Annotated in this window: 21 protein-coding genes; 3 read left to right on the forward strand and 18 right to left on the reverse strand. The window is 74.0% G+C overall.

The window, feature by feature from the left end; genetic code table 11:
- Window position 1 precedes the first annotated feature (1 nt).
- Together BMW85_RS22040 and BMW85_RS22045 are read right to left on the reverse strand one after the other, a co-directional pair.
- Window positions 2-1,342, reverse strand: coding sequence for an extracellular solute-binding protein (locus BMW85_RS22040; protein ID WP_091084357.1), 1,341 nt, complete (start codon window positions 1,340-1,342; stop codon window positions 2-4).
- A 576-nt stretch (window positions 1,343-1,918) separates the two neighbouring features.
- The gene (locus tag BMW85_RS22045; RefSeq protein WP_143082366.1) at window positions 1,919-2,920 is read right to left on the reverse strand and encodes a hypothetical protein; all 1,002 of its coding nucleotides are present in this window, start codon (window positions 2,918-2,920) and stop codon (window positions 1,919-1,921) included.
- A gap of 204 nt (window positions 2,921-3,124) precedes the next feature.
- Here BMW85_RS22045 and BMW85_RS22050 point away from each other — a divergent pair, with 204 nt between their 5' ends.
- Entirely contained in the window at window positions 3,125-3,316 is a 192-nt protein-coding gene (locus BMW85_RS22050; protein WP_177240817.1) for a DUF1918 domain-containing protein, read from the forward strand.
- Window positions 3,317-3,415: 99 nt separating this feature from the next.
- The gene (locus tag BMW85_RS22055; protein ID WP_091084364.1) at window positions 3,416-4,261 is read left to right on the forward strand and encodes a universal stress protein; all 846 of its coding nucleotides are present in this window, start codon (window positions 3,416-3,418) and stop codon (window positions 4,259-4,261) included.
- A 37-nt stretch (window positions 4,262-4,298) separates the two neighbouring features.
- Here the strand turns inward: BMW85_RS22055 and BMW85_RS22060 are convergent, their stop codons facing one another.
- The 16 genes from BMW85_RS22060 to BMW85_RS22135 form a co-directional block, all read right to left on the reverse strand.
- Window positions 4,299-5,258 carry an Acg family FMN-binding oxidoreductase gene (locus BMW85_RS22060; RefSeq protein WP_091084366.1) on the reverse strand — a complete coding sequence of 320 codons (960 nt, stop codon included), beginning with the start codon at window positions 5,256-5,258 and terminating at the stop codon, window positions 4,299-4,301.
- A gap of 93 nt (window positions 5,259-5,351) precedes the next feature.
- Window positions 5,352-5,816, reverse strand: a complete 465-nt coding sequence (locus BMW85_RS22065) for an OsmC family protein (RefSeq protein ID WP_091084369.1) — start codon at window positions 5,814-5,816, stop codon at window positions 5,352-5,354.
- A 105-nt stretch (window positions 5,817-5,921) separates the two neighbouring features.
- On the reverse strand, window positions 5,922-6,311 hold the full coding sequence (locus BMW85_RS22070; protein WP_091084371.1) for an STAS domain-containing protein: 390 nt from the start codon (window positions 6,309-6,311) through the stop codon (window positions 5,922-5,924).
- Between the two features lie 92 nt (window positions 6,312-6,403).
- Complete coding sequence (locus tag BMW85_RS22075; protein WP_091084373.1) at window positions 6,404-7,687, reverse strand: ArsB/NhaD family transporter; 1,284 nt, start codon at window positions 7,685-7,687, stop codon at window positions 6,404-6,406.
- A gap of 135 nt (window positions 7,688-7,822) precedes the next feature.
- Window positions 7,823-8,842, reverse strand: a complete 1,020-nt coding sequence (locus BMW85_RS22080) for a LacI family DNA-binding transcriptional regulator (protein ID WP_091084376.1) — start codon at window positions 8,840-8,842, stop codon at window positions 7,823-7,825.
- A 77-nt stretch (window positions 8,843-8,919) separates the two neighbouring features.
- Window positions 8,920-11,565, reverse strand: coding sequence for a beta-glucosidase (locus BMW85_RS22085; protein WP_091084379.1), 2,646 nt, complete (start codon window positions 11,563-11,565; stop codon window positions 8,920-8,922).
- A gap of 133 nt (window positions 11,566-11,698) precedes the next feature.
- Window positions 11,699-12,709, reverse strand: coding sequence for an aldo/keto reductase (locus BMW85_RS22090; RefSeq protein WP_281249597.1), 1,011 nt, complete (start codon window positions 12,707-12,709; stop codon window positions 11,699-11,701).
- Window positions 12,710-12,763: 54 nt separating this feature from the next.
- On the reverse strand, window positions 12,764-13,732 hold the full coding sequence (locus BMW85_RS22095; protein WP_091084381.1) for a hydroxyacid dehydrogenase: 969 nt from the start codon (window positions 13,730-13,732) through the stop codon (window positions 12,764-12,766).
- A gap of 22 nt (window positions 13,733-13,754) precedes the next feature.
- Window positions 13,755-16,097: a SpoIIE family protein phosphatase gene (locus BMW85_RS22100; protein WP_245774993.1), complete on the reverse strand. Its 2,343-nt coding sequence runs from the start codon at window positions 16,095-16,097 to the stop codon at window positions 13,755-13,757.
- Between the two features lie 110 nt (window positions 16,098-16,207).
- Window positions 16,208-16,564, reverse strand: a complete 357-nt coding sequence (locus BMW85_RS22105) for an STAS domain-containing protein (protein ID WP_177240818.1) — start codon at window positions 16,562-16,564, stop codon at window positions 16,208-16,210.
- Window positions 16,565-16,695: 131 nt separating this feature from the next.
- A complete protein-coding gene (locus BMW85_RS22110) occupies window positions 16,696-17,142 on the reverse strand; it encodes a CBS domain-containing protein (RefSeq protein ID WP_091084389.1) in 447 nt (148 codons plus the stop codon).
- Between the two features lie 53 nt (window positions 17,143-17,195).
- Window positions 17,196-17,858, reverse strand: a complete 663-nt coding sequence (locus BMW85_RS22115; protein ID WP_177240819.1) for a potassium channel family protein — start codon at window positions 17,856-17,858, stop codon at window positions 17,196-17,198.
- Window positions 17,851-19,203, reverse strand: a complete 1,353-nt coding sequence (locus BMW85_RS22120; RefSeq protein ID WP_091084391.1) for a TrkH family potassium uptake protein — start codon at window positions 19,201-19,203, stop codon at window positions 17,851-17,853. The genes BMW85_RS22115 and BMW85_RS22120 overlap by 8 nt, the downstream gene beginning before the upstream one ends.
- A 158-nt stretch (window positions 19,204-19,361) precedes the next feature.
- Window positions 19,362-19,694 (reverse strand): DUF3140 domain-containing protein, encoded by a 333-nt coding sequence (locus BMW85_RS22125; protein ID WP_091084394.1) that lies wholly within the window; start codon window positions 19,692-19,694, stop codon window positions 19,362-19,364.
- Entirely contained in the window at window positions 19,691-19,933 is a 243-nt protein-coding gene (locus tag BMW85_RS22130; RefSeq protein WP_091084397.1) for a hypervirulence associated TUDOR domain-containing protein, read from the reverse strand. The genes BMW85_RS22125 and BMW85_RS22130 overlap by 4 nt, the downstream gene beginning before the upstream one ends.
- 55 nt (window positions 19,934-19,988) lie before the next feature.
- Window positions 19,989-21,143 carry an epoxide hydrolase family protein gene (locus BMW85_RS22135; RefSeq protein ID WP_091084399.1) on the reverse strand — a complete coding sequence of 385 codons (1,155 nt, stop codon included), beginning with the start codon at window positions 21,141-21,143 and terminating at the stop codon, window positions 19,989-19,991.
- 63 nt (window positions 21,144-21,206) lie between these two features.
- Here BMW85_RS22135 and BMW85_RS22140 point away from each other — a divergent pair, with 63 nt between their 5' ends.
- Window positions 21,207-22,181 (forward strand): helix-turn-helix transcriptional regulator, encoded by a 975-nt coding sequence (locus BMW85_RS22140; protein WP_177240820.1) that lies wholly within the window; start codon window positions 21,207-21,209, stop codon window positions 22,179-22,181.
- The last annotated feature ends 8 nt before the right edge of the window (window positions 22,182-22,189 follow it).

Here is a 22,189-nt window from a genome sequence, read left to right on the forward strand (position 1 = left end):
ATCAGCCCGCGGCCTTGACCGCGTCGTCGACCAGCTGCTGCCAGGCCTTGTCGTAGGCCACCGACCCGTCGTCCATGCCCTGGACGACCGACTCGATGGCGTTCTTCACCTGCGCGTGCTTCACGCCGAGGAAGACCGGCTGGAGGGAGGAGGCGGACTTGGCGAAGATCTCACCGATGGGGGCGTCGTTGAAGAACTCGTTCTTCGCGCCCTGGACGGCCGGGTCCTGCTGAGCCTTGGTGTTGCTCGGCATGTTGCCGAAGTCGGTGAAGATGCTCGCCTCGGTCTGCGCCTGGGTCAGGTAGTCGGCCACCATGGCCGCTTCCTTCGGGTGCTTGGACTGCTTGGGCACGGCCAGCCAGGAGCCGCCCCAGTTGCCGCCGCCGCCGGGCACCGAGGCCACGTCCCACTTGCCCTTGCCGCCGTCGCCGGCGTTGTCGCTGACCACGCCGAGCATCCAGGACGGGCAGCCGACCGTGGCGAAGGCGCCCTTCTGGGTGCCCGCGGCCCATTCCTCGGTGAAGTTGCGCAGCTTGGCGGTCAGGCCCTGCTGGCTCATCTTCGAGGCGAAGTCGAAGGCGTTCTTGACCGCCGGGTTCTTGTCGACGATCAGGTTGTTCTGCTGGTCGAAGTAGGTGACGTTGCCGTTCTTGGCGGCCTCCTGGTACAGGTACACCTGGTACAGGGTGTTGGTGCCGTCAGCCCACTTGGTGTCCTTGACCTTGCCCTGGAACTGCTGGCCGACCTTCATGAAGTCGTCCCACGTCGGCCACAGGGCGCTCACCTTGTCGCGCTCGCTCGGCAGGCCGGCCTGCTTGAACAGGTCCGCGCGGTAGCAGAGGCTCATGCCGCCGATGTCGGTGCCGAGGCCGAAGAGCTTGCCGTCGGCGCTGACACCGTTCTCCCACTTCCAGGCGGGGAAGTCGGCCTTGCGGGACTCCAGGCCGAACTCCTTCAGATCGGCCCACCACTCGGGGTGCGCCTTGGCAAGGCCCATGCCGCCCTCGTCGATGCCGACCACGTCGCCCGCGCCCGTGCCGGAGGTGAGCCACTGGATCATCTGCGGCCAGTACTGCTGCTCGAACTGGTCCGTCAGGTGCTCTTCCTTGATCTGGATGTCCTTGTGCTCGGCGTTCCACTTCTCGATGGCGTTCTTGTAGCCGAAGTTGGTGCCGCCGCCGAAGGTCTGAACCCGGATCGTGACCGGCTCGGCCGCTCCGGACGAGGCGGGAGCGCTGGACTGCGAAGTGCCGCCGCCGGAGCTACAGGACGCGACGGTCAGCGCCGCCGCGGCCAGCACCGAGGCCGCGACCAGACCGCCGCGACGCTTGCTGATCATCATGGTGGACCCCTTCTCGGGTGAATGTTGGGGGAGTGCACCGCGGCACACGCTCCGCCGCGGTGGGAGTCTTTGGGAGCGCTCCCACAAAGGGTGCACTTGCCCGCTGTTCACGTCAATCCACCGAAACGCAAACGTTACCGATGGGGTGATTTGTAACCGTGAAAGAGGATTTAAGGGGATGAAGCGCGCAAAGGGAGGATTGGGAGCGCTCCCATCACATCAGACACGTTATGTGTCGGATGAAGGGCATGTCGCCCGTACCCAGGGGGCTTGCCGCTGGTCATCGCTCCCAGTCAGCGGCGGCGCGAGGCTTCCAACTGGGTCTCAAAGAAGATCCAAGTGAGCTGCAGCCACATGATGGTGGACTCGGACACCCGACCCCCGGAGGAGGTGATCGATACCGTTGCGCCCGGATGAGCGGGTGCGGTGACGCCGCTCGGGGTCCTGAGAGCGGGCCGTGACCGCGGCCGCTTGAAACCGCTCACACGGGAACGCCCGGCCGGCCGGATCGGAAAGCCGGGCGTTCCGCGCGGGCGCCCACGGGGACCGGCTATGGGTGGCGGCCACGGGCAGCGTTCACGGGGAACGGTCCGGGCGGGAGGCGCGGTGCAGCCGCAGGCCGAGGACCGACGACGCCACCAGCACCAGTCCCGCGATCATCAACGCGATCGAGCCGCCGACCGCGCCGTCCGTCCAGTCCCACACCGCCTCGGGCACGGCCAGGGTGAGCCCGGCGACGCCCGCCACGAGCAGCACCCAGGCCCGTTCCCACCGGTACAGCACGAGGCAGGCCACCGCGACCGCGGTCGTCGTCACGTACGACCAGGCCAGGTCGGCGCCGGTCCCGAGGCCGTGCTGCGCGCCGAACAACGCCACCGCCGCGCCGAGACCCAGCCCGAGCCGCCGCTGCCTGATCACCCCGGTCCTCACCAGGGCCGTCCAGGCGACGCCCGTGCCGACCAGCGTCAGGCCCACGGCCATGGAGTCGTAGCCGGTCAGCTCGCCGGCGACGGCCTCGGCGGTCAGCGCCGCGAACCCCGCGGCCGCCACCGCGCAGGGACCGCCCGGCAGCGCCGCGTACCCGGCGGCGGCCAGGACCAGCCCCGTCACGGCGGCGGCCAGGAGCCGCGTCCCGGTGACGGCGGCGGAGAGCTCGGCGGCGGCGAGTGCCCCGGTCGCGGACGCCAGCGCCAGCGCCACGCCCCCGGTGCGCCGCCGCACCGGACCGGCCCGTTCGACCCCCTCCCGCCAGGCCCGCCAGGCCCGCCGGCGCTCCCCGGCGCGGAGGCGGACGCCGAGACCGGCGAGGAGGAGACCGGCGGCGAGGAGCGCGACGGTGGCGGACAGGAGGATCAGGACGTGGGCCGCCGCGGACAGGACCGGCCACGACGTCCCCGCCAGCGACACCGCGCCCACCAGCAGCAGCGCGCCGCCGACGTACCCGGCCACCTCCGCCCATCGTGCCCGCGCGGGCCGCTCCGCCTCGTCGAGCGCCTGGTGCACGGCCAACGCCTGCGCGGCCGTCAGCACGCCCTCGCGTACGAGCCGCCGCAGCACCTCGTCCCGGCTCTGAGTCACCTCGCGGCCCTCCTTCCCCCGTCCCATCGCCGGGCAGGCGCCTCCCGAAACCCGTCCGCGCCGGGTCGGGCCGGCCCGGATCGCCGAGTCCGCCGGGGCCCTGGACGTTCCGCAGAACGGAGCCGGTCTTTCCCGTGACTAGGGGCTCGTACGGGGCATCTGACCTGGGAGAACGAGGGCCGTTGCGGGACGAGGAGGTCTGCGATGAGGGCGAGTGTGGGAGATCGGCTGGTGGTCGAGGGCACGTACGGGGGCGAGCTCCGCAAGGAAGGCATCATCGTGCGGGTCGAGCACGACGACGGGTCGCCGCCGTACATCGTGCGGTGGCTGGAGGACGGGCACGAGACCCTGGTGTTCCCCGGCCCCGACGCGCGGGTCGTGGCCGGAGCCCGGTGACCGCGGTGCCGCCGGCTCCGGGGCGTGGCGCGCCGGACGGATGATCCGGGTGCCCGGCCCGCGGCGGCGGCCCGGCGGCGGCGGAGGAGGAGGCGTGCGATGACCGGGCCCGTCATGGTCGCGGTGGACGGCTCCGCGCCGGCCGCCGCCGCCGTGGAATGGGCCGCGGCCGACGCCCAGCAGAGAGGGCTCGCGCTGCGCATCGTGCACGTGTGCGAGCGGCGGCCCCCTGGTCAGGACGGCCTGGAGCCCTGCGAGGAGACGCTGGCCGTGGCGCGGGACCGGGCGCTCGCCCTGACCCGCGACGTCGAGGTCGAGGCCGCCCTGCTGACCGGCGACGTCGTCGAGGCCCTGCTCGCGGAGTCGGCGTCGGTGTCGGCGGACAGCGTGGTGCTGGGCAGCCGGGGGCTCGGCGGGTTCGCCGGGATGCTCCTCGGCTCGGTCGGCATGGGGGTGGCCGGGCACGCCGCCGGGCCCGTCGTGATCGTACGCGAGACGTCCGTGGTGCGGCACGGCCGGGTGGTCGTGGGCGACGACGGCTCGGAGCAGGCGGCGGCGGCCGTCGCGTACGCGATCGAGCAGGCGCGGGCCCGCCGCGTCACCCTGCACCTGGTCTGCGCCTGGCAGTCGCCGGTGTACTCGCCGTACGCGGCGGCGTTCGACACGCTGACGCAGGAGGGCTACGAATACCTGACGCGGGCCGCGGCCGAGCGGGCGGCGGCGTGGCGGGAGAGCGACCCCGACGTCCGGATCACCGACGCGCAGGTGCACGGGCACCCGGTGAACGCGCTCATCGAGGCGGGCCGCGCGGCGGACCTCGTGGTCGTGGGCTCGCGCGGGCGGGGCGGGTTCGCCTCGGCCCTGCTCGGGTCCGTCGGCCACGCGGTCCTGCACCGCCTGACCTGCCCGGTCGCGGTGGTCAGGCCACGTCCCGGTGACGGGTGACGGGTGACGGAGACGCTCGGCGGAGCGGCACGCCGGGTCAGCTCTCCGCCATGACGAGGTCGCCCACGGGCCGTCGCGGCGCGCGGGCCACCACCGGCCCGTACCCCAGCCGGAGGATCATCTGCGGATGCCCGTGCCGGGTGCGCGGGTCGGCGCGACGCCGCATGTCCCGCAGGTCCAGCGGCTGGTTGAGGAACGACGCCGACACCCCGCGACCGGCCGCGACGAGCAGCACCCGCTGCAGCGCCTGCCCGGCGCGCAGCCAGTCGAGCGGCCCGTCCCCGGCCGTGGTCAGCACCGCGAGCCCCGGGTACGGCTCGAAGCCCGCCTCGCCGCGGCGGCGGCCGAAGTCGCGGACCGGGTCCACCCGGCCGCCCGCCATCGGGCCCTGCACGTACGGGGGCACGCCCCGCCCACCCGTCCACGCCCGCAGCTCCGCCAGGTACTCCTCGTCGCGGGCCAGCTCGTCCCCGGCGATCGCGGCGTGGTCGAGCACGTCCATGGCCGCGCGCCGGTCCAGCGTGATCAGCCTGGCCCGCTCCAGTGCCGCCGCCGCGCGCAGCTCCGCCAGCACCGGCGCGGGGACCGGCCGGTCGAGGAAGGGCATCCGGTTGGTTCGCCGCACCGGGATGAGGTCGTACAGCTCCCGCGACTCCGCCGAGGGCCGGCCCCGCAGCCCGATCTGCGTCACGGCCAGCAGGTCCGGCCGCCGGTCCGGGTCGGGCAGCAGCCGAACGCCCGGCGTCCGCCCGGCCGCCCGCGCGGCCACGCGCAGGTTCAGCAGCGCGGCCCCGCAGCTCACGTGGAGCGAGCGGCCGCGCGGGTCGCTCACCCGCAGCCAGCGGTCCCAGTCGGCCAGCAGCTCGACCAGCTCGCCGTGCAGCACCCTGAACCGCCACGGCTGCGTGTTGTTCACCGAGGCCGCCTGCCCGGCCGCCACGATCAGCCGCCTGACGGCGAGGTCGGTGGGGTGGGCGGTGGGATATGACGTGATCATGACGTACCTCCTGAGCCCACGCTGGCCCACCCACCGGGCGCGGCGTAGGGCCGGAGGTCCTGCCGAAGGTCCCCGCCCCCGCGCCGGGCCAGGTCATGCGTCGTCGGTGAGCTCGATGACCACCTCAGGCGGCCGGCGTAGCGAGTTGTGCACGGTGCAGCGCGAGATCACGGCCAGGAACGCGGGCCGCCGCTCGGCGGGCAGGCCCGGCGCGGCCACGCGCAGCCGTACGGCGGCGACCCGGGCGGGCCGGTCGGCGGCGAGCCCGAACTCGGCGCTCACCCGCAGCCCCTCCCGCGAGGCGCCGTGGCGGGACAGGAAGCGGCCGGCGTAGTAGGCCACGCAGGAGGCGAGGGAGGCGACGAACAGCTCGGTCGGGGTCGCGCCGGCGTCGTCGCCGCCCCCTTGCTCCGGCTGCCCGGTCACCAGCGTGTGGCCCCGTACGGTGATGAGGTAGGACTCGCCTCCGGCATGCGCGACCTCCACCCGTTCGGGCAGGTCGGCAGCGGACGGCGGCGCGGGGGCCTGGAGCGGGATCGTCGCGTGGCGGGTGTCCATGGTGATCTCCTTCGTTCGCCAGGGAGCACGGTGGCCACCCTCCACCTTGACCCCCGGGAGGAAGAAGGGGGAGGGCCCAAACCCCTCACCCGCCGCCGTCCCGGATCAGGGCGTGCCGGGCGGGTCGAGAGCGGCGAGACCGGCCTCGATCGTGGGCAGCAGGTCCAGGCCGGCGGTGTCGGCCGCGTCGAGCAGCGGCAGGCCGCCCGTGACCACCAGGCGCCCGCCCGCCGCCCTGGCGTCGCGGGTGGCCGAGCGCAGGACCTCAAGCCCGGCCGCGTCCAGGCCGGTCAGCCCGGAGAGGTCCACGACGAGCGCCGGGACCGCCAGCGTGGCGAGCGTCCTCACGAGGTACATCCGCAGGATCTCCACCGGCGCGCCCGACAACGGCCCGCCGAGCTCGATCAGCAGGACCTCGCCGCGGTCGCGGATCCGCAGGGAGAAGTCGCGGGCGGCGGAGGAACCGGCCGGGTCGGCGGGCGCGGTCGGGGTCATCGGTCGCTGGCTCTCCAGAACGCTACGGAAGCATCACCGGCCGGTCTTCCCGGCACCTCGCCGACGACACTACCGGCTGCCGATGACGAACATCACAGCAGGTAGCGCAGCCAAAGGTAGGGGGCGACCAGGCCGACGGTGACCACCGTGACGACGAGGCCGTACTTCGTGAACTGCCAGAAGCTGATCGGGGTGCCGTTGCGGGCGGCGATGCCGAGCACGACCACGTTGGCCGCCGCGCCGACGGCGGTGGCGTTGCCGCCCAGGTCGGCGCCGAAGGCCAGCGCCCACCACAGCGTCTGGTCGCCGCCGTTCGCGTGGACGAGCTGCTCGACGATGGGGCTCATGGTGGCGACGTACGGGATGTTGTCCACGATCGCCGACAGCACGCCGGACACGCCGAGCAGCCCCAGGGTGGTCAGCTCCGGCCGCCCCGCGGTCGCCTCCACGGCGGCCTTCGACAGCGCGCCGATGACCCCGGTCTCCACCAGGGAGCCCACCATGACGAACAGCCCGGCGAAGAACACCAGCGTGGGCCACTCCACCTCGGCGATGGCCCGCTCGGTGGTCACCTTCGTGACCGCGACCAGCACCCCGGCGCCGAGCAGCGCGACCACCGACGGCTCGTAGTGCAGCACCGGATGCAGCACGAACGCCGCCATGACCAGCACCAGCACGCTCAGCGACTGCCACAGCAGGGTCCGGTCGCCGAGCGCCTCCCGCTCGTCCAGCGCCATGATCTCCGCGGCCCGTTCGGGGTCGTGCCGGAAGTGCCGCCCGAACATCAGCCGGCACAACCCGACGAACACCGCCATCAGCACGACGACCATCGGCGCCATGTGCACGAGGAAATCGTTGAAGGTCAGGCCGGCCCGGCTGGCGATGATGATGTTCGGTGGATCGCCGATCAGGGTGGCCGCGCCGCCGATGTTGGAGGCCATGGCCTCGGCGATGAGGAACGGCGCGGCGGGCAGCGCCAGTCGCTCGCACACCAGGAACGTCACCGGCGCGATGAGCAGCACCGTGGTCACGTTGTCGAGCAGCGCCGAGGCCGACGCGGTGATGATCACCAGCAGCGCCATGAGCCGGAACGGCCGCCCGCGGGCCCGCTTGGCCGCCCAGATCGCCAGGAACTCGAAGACGCCGGTCTCCTTCAGCACCCCGACGATGATCATCATGCCGAGGAGCAGGAAGATGACGTTCCAGTCGACGCCGGTGCGCTCGGAGAAGAACGCCGCCTCGGCGCCCGTGGCGTGGATCAGCAGCATGATCCCCGCCCCGCCGAGCGCGGCCGCGACCCGGTGGACCTTCTCGGTGGCGATCAGCGCGTACGCGGCCAGGAAGACCGCCACGCTCGCCCAGGAGAGCGCGGTCACGCGGGAGACCGGTCAGTGAGGCGCACAGACACATCCTTCGCTCAAAACGGATGAACGACTCGCCGACCAGACTTCCCGGCACACCACTCCACAACGTATCAAGAACCGCCACGGGCGCGTGGTGCCGAGCCCCGATCAGGAGGGCAGCGGAGCCCGCGCCGCCGTGGACGTACGCTCCACCAGCGCCGGCTGGAAGATCACCCGCCGGTGCTGGTGACCCGGCACCCGGCCGGACTCCTCCAGCAGCATCTGCGCGGCGGTGTCGCCGATCTGCTCGCGTGGCTGCCGGACCGACGACAGCGGCACGGCGGCCGCCGCCGCGAAGTCGATGTCGTCGTAGCCGAGGATCGCCACGTCGTCGGGCACCCGCAGCCCGCGCTGCGTCAGCTCCTGCAGCACCCCCAGCGCGACCAGGTCGTTGCCGCAGAACACCGCCGTCGGCCGCGCCTCCGGCGACAGCTCGGCGATCTCCCTGCCCGCCGTGCGGCCGGTCGCGACGTTGAGGTCGGGCAGCCGGATGACGGTCAGCCGCTCCCGCTCGCCGAGCACGGCGGCCAGCCCGTCGTGCCGGTCCTCCACCTGCCGGACCGTGAACGGGCCGCCGGCGTAGGCGATGTGCCGGTGCCCGCGCTCCAGCAGGTGCCGCCCGGCCAGCCGGCCGCCGAGCACGTCGTCCACCGCCACCGTGCACCCGTGGCTGAACCGGGAGGAGTTGTCGAACACGACGACCGGGATGCCCCGCGACTCCAGTCGTTCCAGCCGCTCCCGCTGCCCCTGGTCGTTGACCGGCGTGATGAGCACGCCCAGCGGCCGCTGCTCCGCCAGCTCCTCGATCAGCCGCTCCTCCCGCCCGGCGTCCTTGCTGCTGTTGAACACCATCACGGTCAGCCGGTCGCGCTGCGCGGCGCTCTCGACGCCGCTGAGCACGTCGATGAAGAACGGGTTGGCCAGGTCGAGCGCCACGACGGCGATCGTCCTGCTGCGCCCGGCCCGCAGTTGCCGGGCCGAGCCGTTGCGGACGTAGCCGAGCCGCGTGATCGCGGCCTGCACGCGCTCGCGGGTCTCGGGCGCGACCAGGTCGGGACGGTTGAGCACGTTGCTCACGGTGCCGACGGAGACCCCGGCGAGGCGGGCGACCTCTTTGATGCTCGACATCGTTCCTCAGTGTCAGTCGCCACCGCGTCCAGCGGCGTCGCCCTAGCTTATGCGATCAACGGACACGCTGAAACGATTCATCCGGCTGCTCGCCGTACCGTGACCTCCCGCCGCAGCCGCAGGTCCCGGGACGACGAGCCGACCTGCACCGCCCGCCTCCCGGCGGCGAGCACCCACCCCTGGCCGCCCCAGTGCCGCAGCGCCCGGCCGGGCACCGTCACCGTGACCCGCCGCCGCTCGCCGGGGGCGAGCCGGACCCGGGAGAAGGCCGCGAGCACGCGCGGCGGCATCGGCACGGGCGGGTCCGCGGGCGGCGTCACGTACACCTGCGCCACCTCCACGCCCTCCCGCCGCCCCACGTTGGCCAGGGTGAACGTCACGCTCAGCCCGTCACCGGACGGCCGCACCGACAGCCCCTCGTACGCGAACCGCGTGTACGACAGCCCGTGCCCGAACGGGAACAGCGGCTCGACCCCGTACGCGTCGTAGTGCCGGTAGCCGACGAAGACGCCCTCGTCGTAGACCGCCGTGCCGGCCACGCCGGGGTAACGCTCCGGTGTGGCGGCCGGCGCGTCCTCGGCCCGCGCCGGGAACGTCACCGGCAGCTTCCCGCCGGGGCAGGCCGCGCCGAGCAGCAGTGCGGCGGTCGCGTCCGCGCCCTCCTGCCCCGGGTACCACATCTGCAGCACCGCCGACACGTCCGCCAGCCACGGCATGAGCACCGGGTGCCCGGTGTTCAGCACGACGGCGGTCCGCGGGTTGGCCGCCGCCACCGCCGCGATCAGCGCGTCCTGCTCCTTCGGCAGCGCCAGGCTCGTCCGGTCGGCTCCCTCCGTGCCCTCGTCGAAGGCGAACACCACGGCCGCTTGTGCGCCGCGGGCCAGCGCCGCCGCCGCCTCGCGCGCCTCCTGCCGCCGGGCCGGCGTGACCCAGGCCAGCCGGACCTCCAGCGGCGTCCCCGCGACCCCGGTGGCGGAGATCCGCAACGGCGTGGGTCGCCCGCCCTCCAGTCGGACGACCGCCCCGGCGTTGATGAGGCCGTCCGCGGTCGCGATGAGGCTGCTGTTGCCGCCGAGCAGCGCCTCGACCGCGCCGATCTTGGTCCCGTCCACGGTGAGCGTGATCGAGCCGCCGGACGACGGCGGGGCGCCGGCGCCCTGGACGCGCAGGTCGTAGTCGCCGGTCGCGGGGGCGGTGATGGTGCCCGTCCAGGTCCAGGACGATCCCGCGGGCAGGGCTCCTGCGCCGGTGTGGTCCACCCGCGTCACGGCCTCCGGGCCGCCGCCGCCCCGGCGGGTGCGGGTCAGGGACAGGGCGCTCGCCGGGACCGGGACGCCGTCCAGGTCCACGCCGGTGGCGAAACGCACCCGCGCGGTCGCGCCCGCCCGGCGGTGCAGGGCGGCGTACGGGCTCTCCGTCCCGGAGCGCAGCACCCGGGCGCTGCCGCCCCCGCCGGCCAGCGGCGCGGCGGCGGTGGGGCCGATGACGGCCAGGTCCGCCAGGTCGGCGCGGCGGAGCGGGAGGAGGTCGCCCTCGTTGCGCAGCAGGACCGCCCCGGCCAGCGCGACCTCCCGCGCCGCCACCGCCCCGGCCACCCCGTCGAACACCGGCCGCGCCCGCCCTCCGCCCGCCGGCCCGCCGGACAGTCCGCCCGTCAGCCCGCCGGGCAGCCCGTCCGTCGGGCCGTTCAACGGCTCGCTGAGCAGGCCGAAGCGGTCGAGCTGGAGCAGGATCCTGCGCACCGACCCGTCCACGACGGACCCGGCGAGCCGCCCCGAGGCCACCGCCTGGGCCAGGCCGGAGAAGCGGGCCCCCGAGGGCATCTCCATGTCCAGCCCGGCCTCGATCGACGGCAGGTCGCTGCGCGTGCCGCCCCAGTCGGACATCACCCAGCCCGTGAAGCGCCACTCGTCCCGCAGGATCTCGGTGAGCAGGTGCCGGTTCTCGGCGCAGTACCGGCCGTTGACCCGCGGGTACGCCGCCATGACTGCGCCCGCGCCGGCCGCCACCGCCGCCTCGAACGCCGGCAGGTAGATCTCGCGCAGCGTCCGCTCGTCCACGCGTACGTCGACGTGCTGGCGCTCGTTCTCGAAGTTGTTGGCCGCGTAGTGCTTGACCGTGGCGATCGCGCCCTCGCCCTGGATGCCGCGCACCTCGGCGGCGGCCAGGGCGGCGGCGAGCAGCGGGTCCTCGCCCAGGGTCTCGAAGTTCCGGCCCGCCTGCGGGACGCGGACGAGGTTCACCATCGGCGCCAGGATCACGTCCATGCCGAGGGCCCGGCATTCGCGGCCGAGTACGGCGCCGTACCGGCGGGCCAGGTCGGGGTCGAACGTGGCGGCGAGCGCGACCGGCGCGGGCAGCGCCGTGGCCCGCCCAGCGGTCCGCCCGCCGGCCTGCGTGGTGCCGCGGACGCCGGCCGGGCCGTCGGCCAGGCGCAGCTCGGGGATGCCGAGGCGGGGCACGCCGGGGACGTACCCGGCCGCGCCCTTGGCCGCCGGGTCGGTGGCACCGTGCAGCAGCGCGATCTTCTCCTGGAGCGTCAGCTCACGCAGCAAAGCGCTCACCCGGGCCTGTACGGGCGCGGCCTCGGCCCGTACGGGCCCGGCGAACGCGACGACGGCCCCCGCCGCGGCGAGCAGACGGGCCGCCTCCCGGCGCGTCATGGACAGGGACGAGCCGGGCGCGTACGGTCCGTACGCGGGCGTCGCGGGCGTTTCGGGCATGGGGCAGCTCCTTCGCGGGTGCGCTGAGTCCCGAAACCTAGAGCCGCGGCGGGGGCCGGGTCCCCGCGCTCGCCGTTGAACGGAGGACTTCCCGGCCCGACTTTTACCCTCCGCGCCCCTGCCAGGCCCGCTGCTATCCCGTGACCCCGGCCTCCTTGGCGGCCCGGTCGATGGCGGCCAGTTCGTCGTCCGTGAAGGCGAGGTTGTCCACGGCGGCCACGTTGGCCTCCAACTGCTCGGGGCTCGACGCCCCGACCAGGACCGAGGTGACGCGCGGGTCGCGCAGCGCCCACGCCAGCGCGAGCTGCGCGACCGTCTGCCCCCGCCCGGCGGCGATGCCGGCCAGGGCCCGTACGAACGCCAAGACCTCGGGCGTCACCCGGTCGGCCGTGAGGAACCGGCCCTCGGCCGCCCGCGAGTCGGCCGGGATGCCGTCGAGGTAGCGGTCGGTGAGCAGCCCCTGCGCCAGCGGCGAGTACACCACGCAGCCCGCCCCCTCGGCCTCCAGCACCCCGAGCAGCCGGTCCTCGATGCCCCGGTTGAGCAGGGAGTAGGGCGGCTGGTGCACCAGCAGCGGGGTGCCGAGCCCGCGCAGCAGCCGGGCGATCTCGGCGGTGCGCTCCGGCGAGAAGTTGGACACCCCGGCGTAGAGCACGCGGCCGGTGCGCACCATGTGGTCGAGCGTGGCGGCCTGCTCCTCCAGGGGCGTGTCCTCGTCGTCGCGGTGCAGGTAGAAGATGTCGACGTGATCGAGCCCGAGCCGGGTGAGGGAGCGGTCCAGGGTGGCGAGCAGGTGCTTGCGGGAGTTGCCCTTGCCGTACGGGCCGTCCCACATGGGGTTGCTGCCCTTGGTGGTGACGACCACCTCGTCCCGCAGGGAGGCGGGGAAGATGCGGCCGAACGCGGCCTCGGCGGCGCCGATCGGCGGGCCGTAGCGGTCGGCGAGGTCGAAGTGGGTGATGCCCAGGTCGAGGGCCTTGTGCAGGATCGCTCGCTGGCTCTCGACGGGCTTGCCCTCGCCGAAGTTGTGCCACAGGCCCAGCGAGACGGCGGGGAGCAGGAGTCCGCTGCGGCCGCACCTGCGGTACGGCTGGCGTTCGTAGTCCAAGGTGACCTTCCGCGTGATCGCGATGAATCGTTTCACCGGCCACGTTACCGCGCCGCCATTTGAAGGTGGCGGGCACCGCCCGTACACCCGTCAGGCCCGTAGGTGCAGGGTCGCCGGGTCCACCGCGTGCCGCAGCGGCCGGCCCGCCGCCGCGGCGGCCACCTCCGCGACCGCCCCCGCCGCCAGCCGGTGCAGCTCGGTGCCCACCGACCCGGCCACGTGCGGCGTGAGCAGCACCCCCGGCAGGTCGAACAGCACGTCGTCCGGCTCGATCACGTCCAGCACCGCGTAGATCCGGCCCCGGGCGACCGCCTTCGCGAGCGCGTCCTGGTCCACCAGCGACGGCCTGGCGGTGTTGATCAGCGTCGCCCCGGGCCGCATCAGCGCCAGCTCGGCCGCCCCCACCAGGTGCCGGGTCTCGGGAAGCGCGGGCGCGTGGACGGTGACGACGTCGCTGCGCGCCATCAGCTCCGGCAGCCCGACCAGCTCGGCGTCCAGCCCCTCGGCGCCGGCCAGAGTCGGGTCGTACAGCAGGGCGCGCAGGTCGAAGGGGCGCAGCAGCTCCAGCACGCGCCGCCCGACCGCCGAGGCGCCGATCACGCCCACCGTACGGCCCGCGTTGCCGCCCGCCGACCAGATCGCCTCCAGGCCGGGCGGGCGGCGGCTCTCGGTGTAGGCGCGGGAGAGCTGCCAGACCTGCTTGTTCGCCAGCAGGATCATGGCGAGGGTGTACTCCGCGACCGGCACGGCGTTGGCCGCCGCCTGCGAGCTGACCTGGATCCCGCGGGCGAACACCGCCGGCCCGGCCAGCCCCTTCACCGTCCCGGCGGTGTGCACCACGTACCGCAGGCGCGGCGCGTTCTCCAGGGCGCGGGCGTCCAGCGGGGGAGCGCCCCAGCCCGTGATCAGCATCTCGGCCCGCGCCAGCGCCGGGCCCTCGTACCGGGTGAGCACGAGCGTGGGATCGAGCTCGACGTGCCGCCGCAGCTCGGCCAGCAGCTCAGGGGTGAAGAAACGGCCGACCTGCGAGGGCGGGTCGAAGACGAGGATCGCGCGCATGGGGGTCACGCTCTTGATCGTCTCAGGTGAGCTGGACGCCGATGAGGCAGGTGTCGTCGTCGGTGTCGGAGCCGCAGCGGATGAGCAGGTCGTCCAGGAGACGGTCCAGGGTGGCGGCGCCGCGGGTGGCGATGGCGAGCAGGCGGTCCTGCGCGTGGCGGAGGTTGCGGTCGCGCCGCTCGATGAGGCCGTCGGTGTAGAGCAGCAGCGTGTCGTCGACGTGCAACTGCACCCGCCCCTCCTCGTACGCGGCGTCGGTGAACGCCCCCAGCAGCGGACCCTTGATCATCGGCAGCTCGCTGCCGTCCCGCTCGCGCAGCAGGATCGGCGGCAGGTGACCGGCCCTGGCCCAGGACAGGACCCGGCTGGCGGGGTCGTACACGCCGCACACCGCCGTCGCGGTCATGGGACCGGCTAGGTGGCAGGTGACCAGGTTGAGCCACGACATGAGCTGGGCGGGCCCGGCGCCCGTGGCGGCCAGGCCGCGCAGCGCGTTGCGCAGCACCACCATGCCGGTGGCCGCCTCCATCCCGTGCCCGGCCACGTCCCCGACCGACAGCAGGATCCGCCCGGACGGCAGCGTGACCACGTCGTACCAGTCGCCCCCGACCAGGTGGTCCTTCTGCGCGGGCCGGTAGCGCACGGCGATGCGCAGCCCGTCGGAGCGCGTCGTGCCGTGCGAAGGCGGCATGATCGCGTGCTGGAGCTGCAGCGCCAGCCGGTTGCGTTCGGCGGACTCCCGCTCGCTGTGGGCGAGCTGGTCCCGGGTGACGGCGAGCGCCACCTCCGTCCAGTGCTGCGAGGAGATGTCCTGGTACGCCCCCCGCGTCGCCATGAGCCGCCCGTCCGGCCCGAAGACCGGCTCGGCGACCACCCGCAGGTGCCGGGCCCCGCCGTCCGGCCGCCGCAGCCGGAACGCGGCGGCGGCGAAACGGCGGTGGTGCAGCACGGTACGCAGGAACCGGCCGACGGTGACCCCGTCGTCGGGGTGGGCGTGCTCGCGCAGCCGCTCCAGCGGCACCGGCGGCTCGCCCGGCGGCAGGCCGTACAGCGCGTAGAGCTGGGCGGTCCAGGTGACCTCGCCAGTGACGGCGTTCTCCTCGAACCCGCCGATGCGGCCGAGCCGCTGGGCGTGCTCCAGCAGCCCGGACAGGCGGGCGTCCTCGTCGTGGTCGCGCCACACCAGCAGCACGTTCTCGCCGTGCCGGGTGAGGCTGACGTCGGCCACACCCGTCATGCTCAGCGCCAGCGGCATACGTTCGGACCGGAACGGCTCGCCGGTCGCGTGCACCCGCTCGACCCGCCCGAACAGCCCGCCCGCCGCCTGCGGGAACGCCTCCAGCAGCAGCCCGCCGGCCTTGAACGGGTGCGCCTCCAGCGCCGGCGTCCCGTGCAGCCGCCGGCTGACGTGCCGTACCTCGAAGTCGGCCAGGCCGCCGCGCGCGTCCAGGCGCGCCCGCAGCACCAGCGCGGGATCGGGCAGCGCGTCGGCCAGGCCGATCAGCTCCAGCAGGCCGGAGTCCGGCCCTCCGGGCGGCGCGCCAGGCTCGTCCGGCCCGGTCGATGTGCCCGGCCCGGTGCGCGCGCCCGGCGCGGGTGGCGCGGGTGGCGCGGTCAGCGTGTGGGCGCACAGCTCGGCCAGCGCCTCGATCTGCCGCTCGACCCGGGCCGACCCCGCCCCCGGCGCGTCCGGCCAGCAGATCTCCAGCACGCCGAGCACCCGCCCGCCCGTGGTCATCGGCATGGTCACCCGGCCGCCGGGGTCGGCGGGGCGGCGCCCGATCGACGGCAGGTCGCCGGAGTGCCAGATGGTCCGCCGCCCGGCCAGCGACCGCCGGGCCATGGTGTCGACGCCGGGCGGCACGTGCCGCCAGCTCCTGGCCTCCTCCGGGCCGAAACCCGCGTACCCCGCCAGCGTCAGCGACCCGTCCGTCCCGGCCGCCCACACCGCCACGGCCGTCGCGCCGAGCGCCGGCAGCGCGTGCTCCAGCAGGGAGCGGGCCACGGCCTGGGTGTCACCGGCGTCGAGGGCGGCGCTCTCGGCGGCGCGCAGCGGCACGGCGGCCTCCGGCTCGGCCCGCGCGGCCACGCTGACGCGGTCGTGCGCGGCCGCGTTGACCACGTCGGCGGCCACCTCGACCGGCGACAGGCCGCTCCGGCCCGCGAGCGTGGTGAGCTGCTCGGCCGCCTGCGCCGGGCCGCAGCCCAGCCGCCCGACCAGCACGCCCTTGGCCAGCTCGACCAGGGCGCGGTCGTCGGCGGCGCGGCGCGAGCCGGCCAGCTCGCGCCGCAGCCGCTCGACGGTCGCGGCGAGCCTGGCGAGGTCGCCGGTGGCCTCGCCAGCGGGGGCCGTTGTGTCGTCCACGCGCTCCGCCCTCCTCACGGGTCCGCCCGATCGACACTTCCGGGGCCGGTGGTTCAGGTGACGCAGAGACTAGCCCTCCGCGGGCGTCCCGTACGTCAGCCGCGCGGGGGTCAGACGGAGCGTTGCGCGCGGCCGAGCGCCGCCGTCACGGCCTCCTCGACCGTGGGGTGCACCGGCACGTTGGCCAGCACGCCCGTGATCTCGAACAGGCGGGCCGGCAGCGGCTGCACGGCGGCCAGGTGCACGGACCCGCCGGCGCGCCGGCAGCGGACCTCGCACATCAGCAGCACGTGCAGGCCGGAGCTGTCCATGAACGGCACCCGGGACAGGTCGAACACGAGCCGGGCATCCGTCAGGTCCTGGACGTAGTCGTCGAGCTGCTCGCGGTTGGTGGCGTCCAGCTCGCCGCGCACCGTGATCACGGTGACCCCCGGCAGGCGCTCGTGGGCCAGCGTCAAAGTGGGCATCCAGCTCCTCACCGGTTTCGCCGGCGGTTCGGGACCATCAATGAAGGATAGTGGGCGGGAGGCGTCCCTGACATCCCGCATCGAGCAGGAAGCTCCGGGGGAGAGGAAGCCCACGACGCCGCTGCGCGCGGTCAGAGCTGGAGGGCGTGGTCGAGCAGGCCCTGCAAGGTGACCGCGCCCACCAGCCGCCCGTCGCCGTCCACGACCGCGACGAGCGGGCTGTGCGTACGGGCCATCAGCGCGGCCAGCTCCAGCACCGTCGCCTTCCGGTCGGCGACCGGCAGCTCGCGGGGCTGCTCGGGCAGGCACTCGCGGACCGTACGCTCGCCCAGCCGGCGCAGGAACTGGTCGGCGTGGGCCTCGTCCACCACCCGCGCCAGCGCCGGGTCGTCCCGGCAGTAGGGCGGCACCGCCAGGCGCAGCACCTGGGTGCCGGGCAGGATGCTGATCGGCCGGCCGTCGCCGTCGGCCAGGATGAGGCCCGGCAGGTCGCGGTCGGCCAGCAGCCTGGCCGCTTCCAGCGCCGGGGTGTCCGGGGTGACCGTCGGGAAGTCGACGGCGAGCTCGTGTGCGCGCATCGGTGTCCTCCCTGCCAAAGCCTAGCCAATGAGGGCGCCGCCGGACGCGCCGGTCACGGCAGCTCGGCGAAGCGCTCGACCTCCTCCGTCCGCCCCGACACGAGGATGACGTCGCCGTAGGACAGCTCGGTCTCGGCGGTCGCGTACGTGAACGCCTCGCCCGGCGGCTTGACCGCGACGATCGTGACGCCGCGCTTGCGCCGCAGGTTGGACTCGCCGAGCGGCACGCCCACGTACTCCTTCGGCGGTTTGATCTTGGCGAGCGCGAAGTCCCCGTCGACCTGCATGAAGTCCAGCATCCGGCCGCTGACCAGGTGAGCGACCCGCTCGCCCATGTCGTGCTCGGGGAAGACGACGTGGTGGGCGCCGATCCGGTCGAGGATGCGGCCGTGCTGGGAGCTGACGGCCTTGGCCCAGATGTCGTTGATCTCCAGCTCGACCAGCAGCGACGTGGTGAGGATGCTGGCCTCTATGTCGCTGCCGACCGCCACCACCGCCCGGTAGAAGTCGGGGACGCCGAGCTGGCGCAGCGCCTCCATGTCGGTGGCGTCGGCGGTGGCGATCTGGGTGAGCTGCCCGGCCAGCGCCTGCGTGATCTTGGGCCGGTGGTCGATGGCCAGGACCTCGGTGCCGCGCCGGGTCAGCCCCAGCGCCAGCGCGGTGCCGAACCTGCCCAGCCCGATGACCACGACGGGGTTGCTCTTGTAGTCAGCCAACGATGACTCGCTCCTCGGGTAGCTCGTAACGGCGGGCCCGCCGGTTGAGCGCCAGCGCGGACCCCAGGGTGAGCGGCCCTATCCGGCCGATGAACATCAGTACGGCGAGCAGCACATGGCCGGGGGTGCCGAGATCAGCGGTGATGCCGGTGGACAGCCCGGTCGTGCCGAAGGCCGAGATGACCTCGAACAGCACCTGGTCGAGCTTGTAGGGGGTGAGTGCGAGCAGCACGTACGTCGAGACCGCCACCAGGGTAACCCCCAGCACCGTGATGGTGACGACCTGGCGCTGGGTGGTCTCCGGCAGCCGCCGCCTGCCGATGTTGACCCGGCTCTCGCCCCGCATCTCGGTCCAGACGATGAAGGCCAGCATGCCGAACGTGGTGACCTTGATGCCGCCCGCGGTGCCGGCGCTGCCGCCGCCGATGAACATCAGCAGGTCGGTCGCCAGCCAGCTCGACGGGTACATCTGCGCGACGTCCAGCACGTTGAACCCGGCCGAACGCGGCATGACGGCGGTGACGAAGGCGGCCATCAGCTTGTGCCCGTCGTCGAGCCCGCCGAGCGTGGCCGGGTTGCGCCACTCGGTCGCCAGGAAGACGAGGGTGCCGGACACCAGCAGGATCACGCTGGTGCCGACGGTGATCCTGGTCAGCACCGTCCACTTGCGCGGCTGCCGCCAGAGGCGGGCCAGCTCGAACACCACGGGGAACCCCAGCCCGCCGATGATGGCCGCGATCGCGATCGTCAGGCAGATCCACGGGTCGGTGACGAAGCGCATGAGGCTGTCCGGCCACAGCGCGAACCCGGCGCTGTTGAACGCCGTGACCGCGTGGAAGACCCCCAGGTAGAGGGCGCGGCCGAACGACTCGCCGTAGCCGAGCACGAACCGGCCGGTGAGCACGGCGGCGGTCACCGCCTCGCAGACGAGGCTGAAGGCCACCACCTTGAGCACGAGGCGGCGTACGTCGCTCATGCTGAGCGACTTGGTCTCCGTCTGGGCGGCGATCCGGGCGCGCAGCCCCAGGCGGCCCGACACGAGCAGGGTGAAGACCGTGGCCATCGTCATGATGCCGAGGCCGCCCACCTGGGCCAGCCCGGCGATGACCACCTCGCCGAAGACCGACCAGTGCGCCTCGGTGTCGACCAGCACCAGCCCGGTCACGCAGACCGCGGAGGCGGCCGTGAACAGCGCGTTCAACCATCCCGCCGACACGTCACCGGCGGTGGCGGCGGGCATCGACAGCAGCAGCGCCCCGAGCCCGATCGCGACGGCGAACCCGGCGGCCACGACCTGGGCCGGATGCTGGAATCTCGCTAAGAGCGTCGAGGTCGCGCGCATCATCGATCGCCGCCATCACTCCAGCGCATCGCGCAACACCCTCCGGGACACTTCGGTCGCCGATCCAAAGCCGACCAGACTTCCCGGCTCACCGCGCCCCACCATACCTCCCGTCTGCGGGGGCTCGTCGCCGATGCGCGCCAACAGCCGGGAGAGCCCGATCACTTGAGCGGGTCGTGGCCCCAGTTCATCAGGGAGTAGCGCCACCGCGTCTCCCTGACGTCGCCGGAAGGGCGCTGGGCGAGGTGCCGGTGCACGTACCCGATGACCTTCCTCATGTGGGCGTAGTCGTCGTCGCCCCAGTCGGATTTTCCGCGGTGCAGCAGCGCGACGATGCGGCGGCCGGACTCGTGGCCGGTCGACTCGCTCGCACCGTCCGCCTTCTGCCCGGCCGACTTCGACTCCTCGGTGGTCAGCCAGTGCTCCAGTTCCCTGACCGTCATGTTCACGGCCCGGTGGAACTCGGCGGCGATCTCGTCGCGGTCGTCGCTCACCTCTTCTTCCGCTTCTTGAGCGCCGACGCCTTGTGCACGGCCTCGCCGCCGCTCTTGTCGCTGCGGACCACGTACTGGGGCTCCTCGGGGGAGGCGGCGACGGTGCGGCCGGCGGCCTTCGTCCGCTTGGTGATCTTCTTCTCCACCTCGCCCTCGGCGGTGCCGCCGTGGCTGCGCCAGCTCACCCGGTCGCCCTTGGCGAGCGCGTCCTTCTTCGGCTGGTCCTTCTTCTTCGGCATGCACCTGCGGCTACCCTCACCATGGGGGGATAACCGCAGGTCAGAGCCGCCCCCGCTACCGCAGCCCGGCGAAGAAGGCGCGCAGCTCGGCCACGAGCAGGTCCGGCGCCTCCAGCGCGGCGAAGTGGCCGCCGCGGTCGAACTCCGACCAGCGCACGACGTTGTGCACCGGCTCGGCGAGCGGCCGTACCGAGAAGTCGGTCGGGAAGACCGCCACGCCCGTCGGCACCGTCCCGCGCGGCTTCGGCGCCCACGCGGCGGCGTCGTTGAAGCGCTCGTAGTAGGTGTGGGCGGCCGGGCCCGCCGTCCCGGTGAACCAGTAGACGCTCACGTCGGTCAGGATGCGGTCGCGGTCCACGGCGTCCTCGGGCAGCTTCGCCGCCGGGTCCGTCCAGTCCTTGAACTTCTCCACGATCCAGGCGAGCTGCCCGGCGGGGGAGTCGTGCAGCGCGGCCGCGATCGTCTGCGGGCGGGTGCCCTGCAGGTTCATGTACGCGCCCAGCTCGCGCTGCCACTCCTCCATCCCGGCCAGCCGCGCCCGCTCGGCCTCCGTGAGTGCGCCCATGATCGCGGGGTCGCCGTTCGGGAACGTCAGCAGCGCGTTGACGTGCACGCCGATGACGTGCTCCGGCGCGGCCCGGCCGATCAGCGGCGCGATGAAGGCGCCGACGTCGCCGCCCTGCACGCCGTAACGGTCGTAGCCGAGCCGGTCCATGAGCGTGGCCAGCGCGGCGGCGGTGCGGCCGTCGGTCCAGCCGGTGTCCGGCAGCGGGCCGGAGAAGCCGTAGCCGGGCAGCGACGGGATCACCAGGTGGAAGGCGCCGGACGCTGTGCCCCCGTACGCGACCGGGTCGGTGAGCGGCCCGATGACGTCGAGGAACTCCGCCACCGATCCCGGCCAGCCGTGCAGGAGCAGCAGCGGCGTGGCCCCGGGCACGGCCGAGCGCACGTGCAGGAAGTGCACGTTCGCGCCGTCGATCGTGGTGGTGAACTGCGGGAAGGCGTTGAGCGCCGCCTCCTGGGCGCGCCAGTCGAAGCCGTCGGCCCAGTACGCGGCCAGCTCCCGCAGATAGCCGGTCGGCACGCCGCGCTCCCATCCGGTGCCGGGCAGCTCCGGGGCCCAGCGGGTGCGGTGCAGGCGGTCGCGCAGGTCGTCAAGGTCGGCCTGGGGGATGTCGATGCGGTACGGCGCGATGCGCGGGGTTTCCATGCGGAGCACGTTAGGAGGAATCGGTGACAGGTCCGGGCACCGATGCGCGGCAGAATGGCGGCCATGCTGGAGACCTCGGCGCGGCTGCTCCGCCTGCTGTCCCTCCTCCAATCCCGGGCCGACTGGACCGGCGCCGAGCTGGCCGCCCGGCTCGGCGTGGGCCTGCGCACGGTGCGGCGCGACGTCGGGCGCCTGCGCGAGCTCGGCTACCCGGTGGACGCCACCCCCGGCGTGGCCGGCGGCTACCGGCTGGGCGTCGGCGCCGCGCTGCCGCCGCTGCTGCTCGACGACGAGGAGGCGGTGGCCGTCGCGATCAGCCTGCGCACCGCCGCCACCGGCAGCGTCGCCGGGCTGGAGGAGGCCGCGCTGCGCGCCCTCGCCAAGCTGCGGCAGGTGCTGCCGTCGCGGCTGCGGCACCGGGTGTCGGCGTTCGAGGCCGCGACCGTCCCGCTGGCCGGCGCCGCCATCCCCGGCGTCGGCGCGGACCTGCTCGCCGCCGTCGCCGCCGCCTGCCGCGACCACCGGCGGCTGCGGCTGCGCTACCGGGGCCGCGACGGGGCCGGCGAACGCGAGGTGGAGCCGCACCGGCTCGTCCACACGCCGCGCCGCTGGTATCTGCTGGCGTGGGACGTCGGCAGGCGCGACTGGCGGACGTTCAGGATGGACCGCGTCGAGGAGCTGCTGGGCCTGCCCGGCGCCCGGTTCACGCCGCGCACGCCGCCCGAGGACGACGCGGCGTCGTACGTCTCGCGCGGCATCACCACCGCCCCCTACCGGCACCAGGCCCGGATCCTCTTCCACGCCCCGCTCGCCGCCGTCGCCCCGCGTACCTCGCCGGGGGCGGGCCGGCTGGAGCCGGTGGACGGCGAGCGCTGCCTGTTCACGGCCGGCGCCGACTCCCTTGACGAGCTGGCCGCGTACGTCGCCGCCAAGGGCTTCGACTTCGAGGTGCTCGACCCGCCCGAACTGGCGGCCACCCTCCGCGCCCTCGCCACCCGCCTGCACCGCGCCGCCGACCGCTCAGCGGAACAACCGTGATCTGTGGC

The organism is Nonomuraea wenchangensis (genome assembly GCF_900111685.1).
In the GTDB taxonomy this organism is placed as follows: domain Bacteria; phylum Actinomycetota; class Actinomycetes; order Streptosporangiales; family Streptosporangiaceae; genus Nonomuraea; species Nonomuraea wenchangensis.

Coding starts and splice junctions, on each gene's coding strand:
- BMW85_RS22065 (WP_091084369.1), bottom strand. CDS start 5,816: ATGGACACCCGCCACGCGACGATCCCGCTCCAGGCCCCCGCGCCGCCG.
- BMW85_RS22085 (WP_091084379.1), bottom strand. CDS start 11,565: ATGCCCGAAACGCCCGCGACGCCCGCGTACGGACCGTACGCGCCCGGC.
- BMW85_RS22070 (WP_091084371.1), bottom strand. CDS start 6,311: ATGACCCCGACCGCGCCCGCCGACCCGGCCGGTTCCTCCGCCGCCCGC.
- BMW85_RS22080 (WP_091084376.1), bottom strand. CDS start 8,842: ATGTCGAGCATCAAAGAGGTCGCCCGCCTCGCCGGGGTCTCCGTCGGC.
- BMW85_RS22120 (WP_091084391.1), bottom strand. CDS start 19,203: ATGATGCGCGCGACCTCGACGCTCTTAGCGAGATTCCAGCATCCGGCC.
- BMW85_RS22135 (WP_091084399.1), bottom strand. CDS start 21,143: ATGGAAACCCCGCGCATCGCGCCGTACCGCATCGACATCCCCCAGGCC.
- BMW85_RS22060 (WP_091084366.1), bottom strand. CDS start 5,258: ATGATCACGTCATATCCCACCGCCCACCCCACCGACCTCGCCGTCAGG.
- BMW85_RS22095 (WP_091084381.1), bottom strand. CDS start 13,732: ATGCGCGCGATCCTCGTCTTCGACCCGCCCTCGCAGGTCGGCCGTTTC.
- BMW85_RS22040 (WP_091084357.1), bottom strand. CDS start 1,342: ATGATGATCAGCAAGCGTCGCGGCGGTCTGGTCGCGGCCTCGGTGCTG.
- BMW85_RS22105 (WP_177240818.1), bottom strand. CDS start 16,564: ATGCCCACTTTGACGCTGGCCCACGAGCGCCTGCCGGGGGTCACCGTG.
- BMW85_RS22130 (WP_091084397.1), bottom strand. CDS start 19,933: ATGCCGAAGAAGAAGGACCAGCCGAAGAAGGACGCGCTCGCCAAGGGC.
- BMW85_RS22110 (WP_091084389.1), bottom strand. CDS start 17,142: ATGCGCGCACACGAGCTCGCCGTCGACTTCCCGACGGTCACCCCGGAC.
- BMW85_RS22050 (WP_177240817.1), top strand. CDS start 3,125: ATGAGGGCGAGTGTGGGAGATCGGCTGGTGGTCGAGGGCACGTACGGG.
- BMW85_RS22055 (WP_091084364.1), top strand. CDS start 3,416: ATGACCGGGCCCGTCATGGTCGCGGTGGACGGCTCCGCGCCGGCCGCC.
- BMW85_RS22140 (WP_177240820.1), top strand. CDS start 21,207: ATGCTGGAGACCTCGGCGCGGCTGCTCCGCCTGCTGTCCCTCCTCCAA.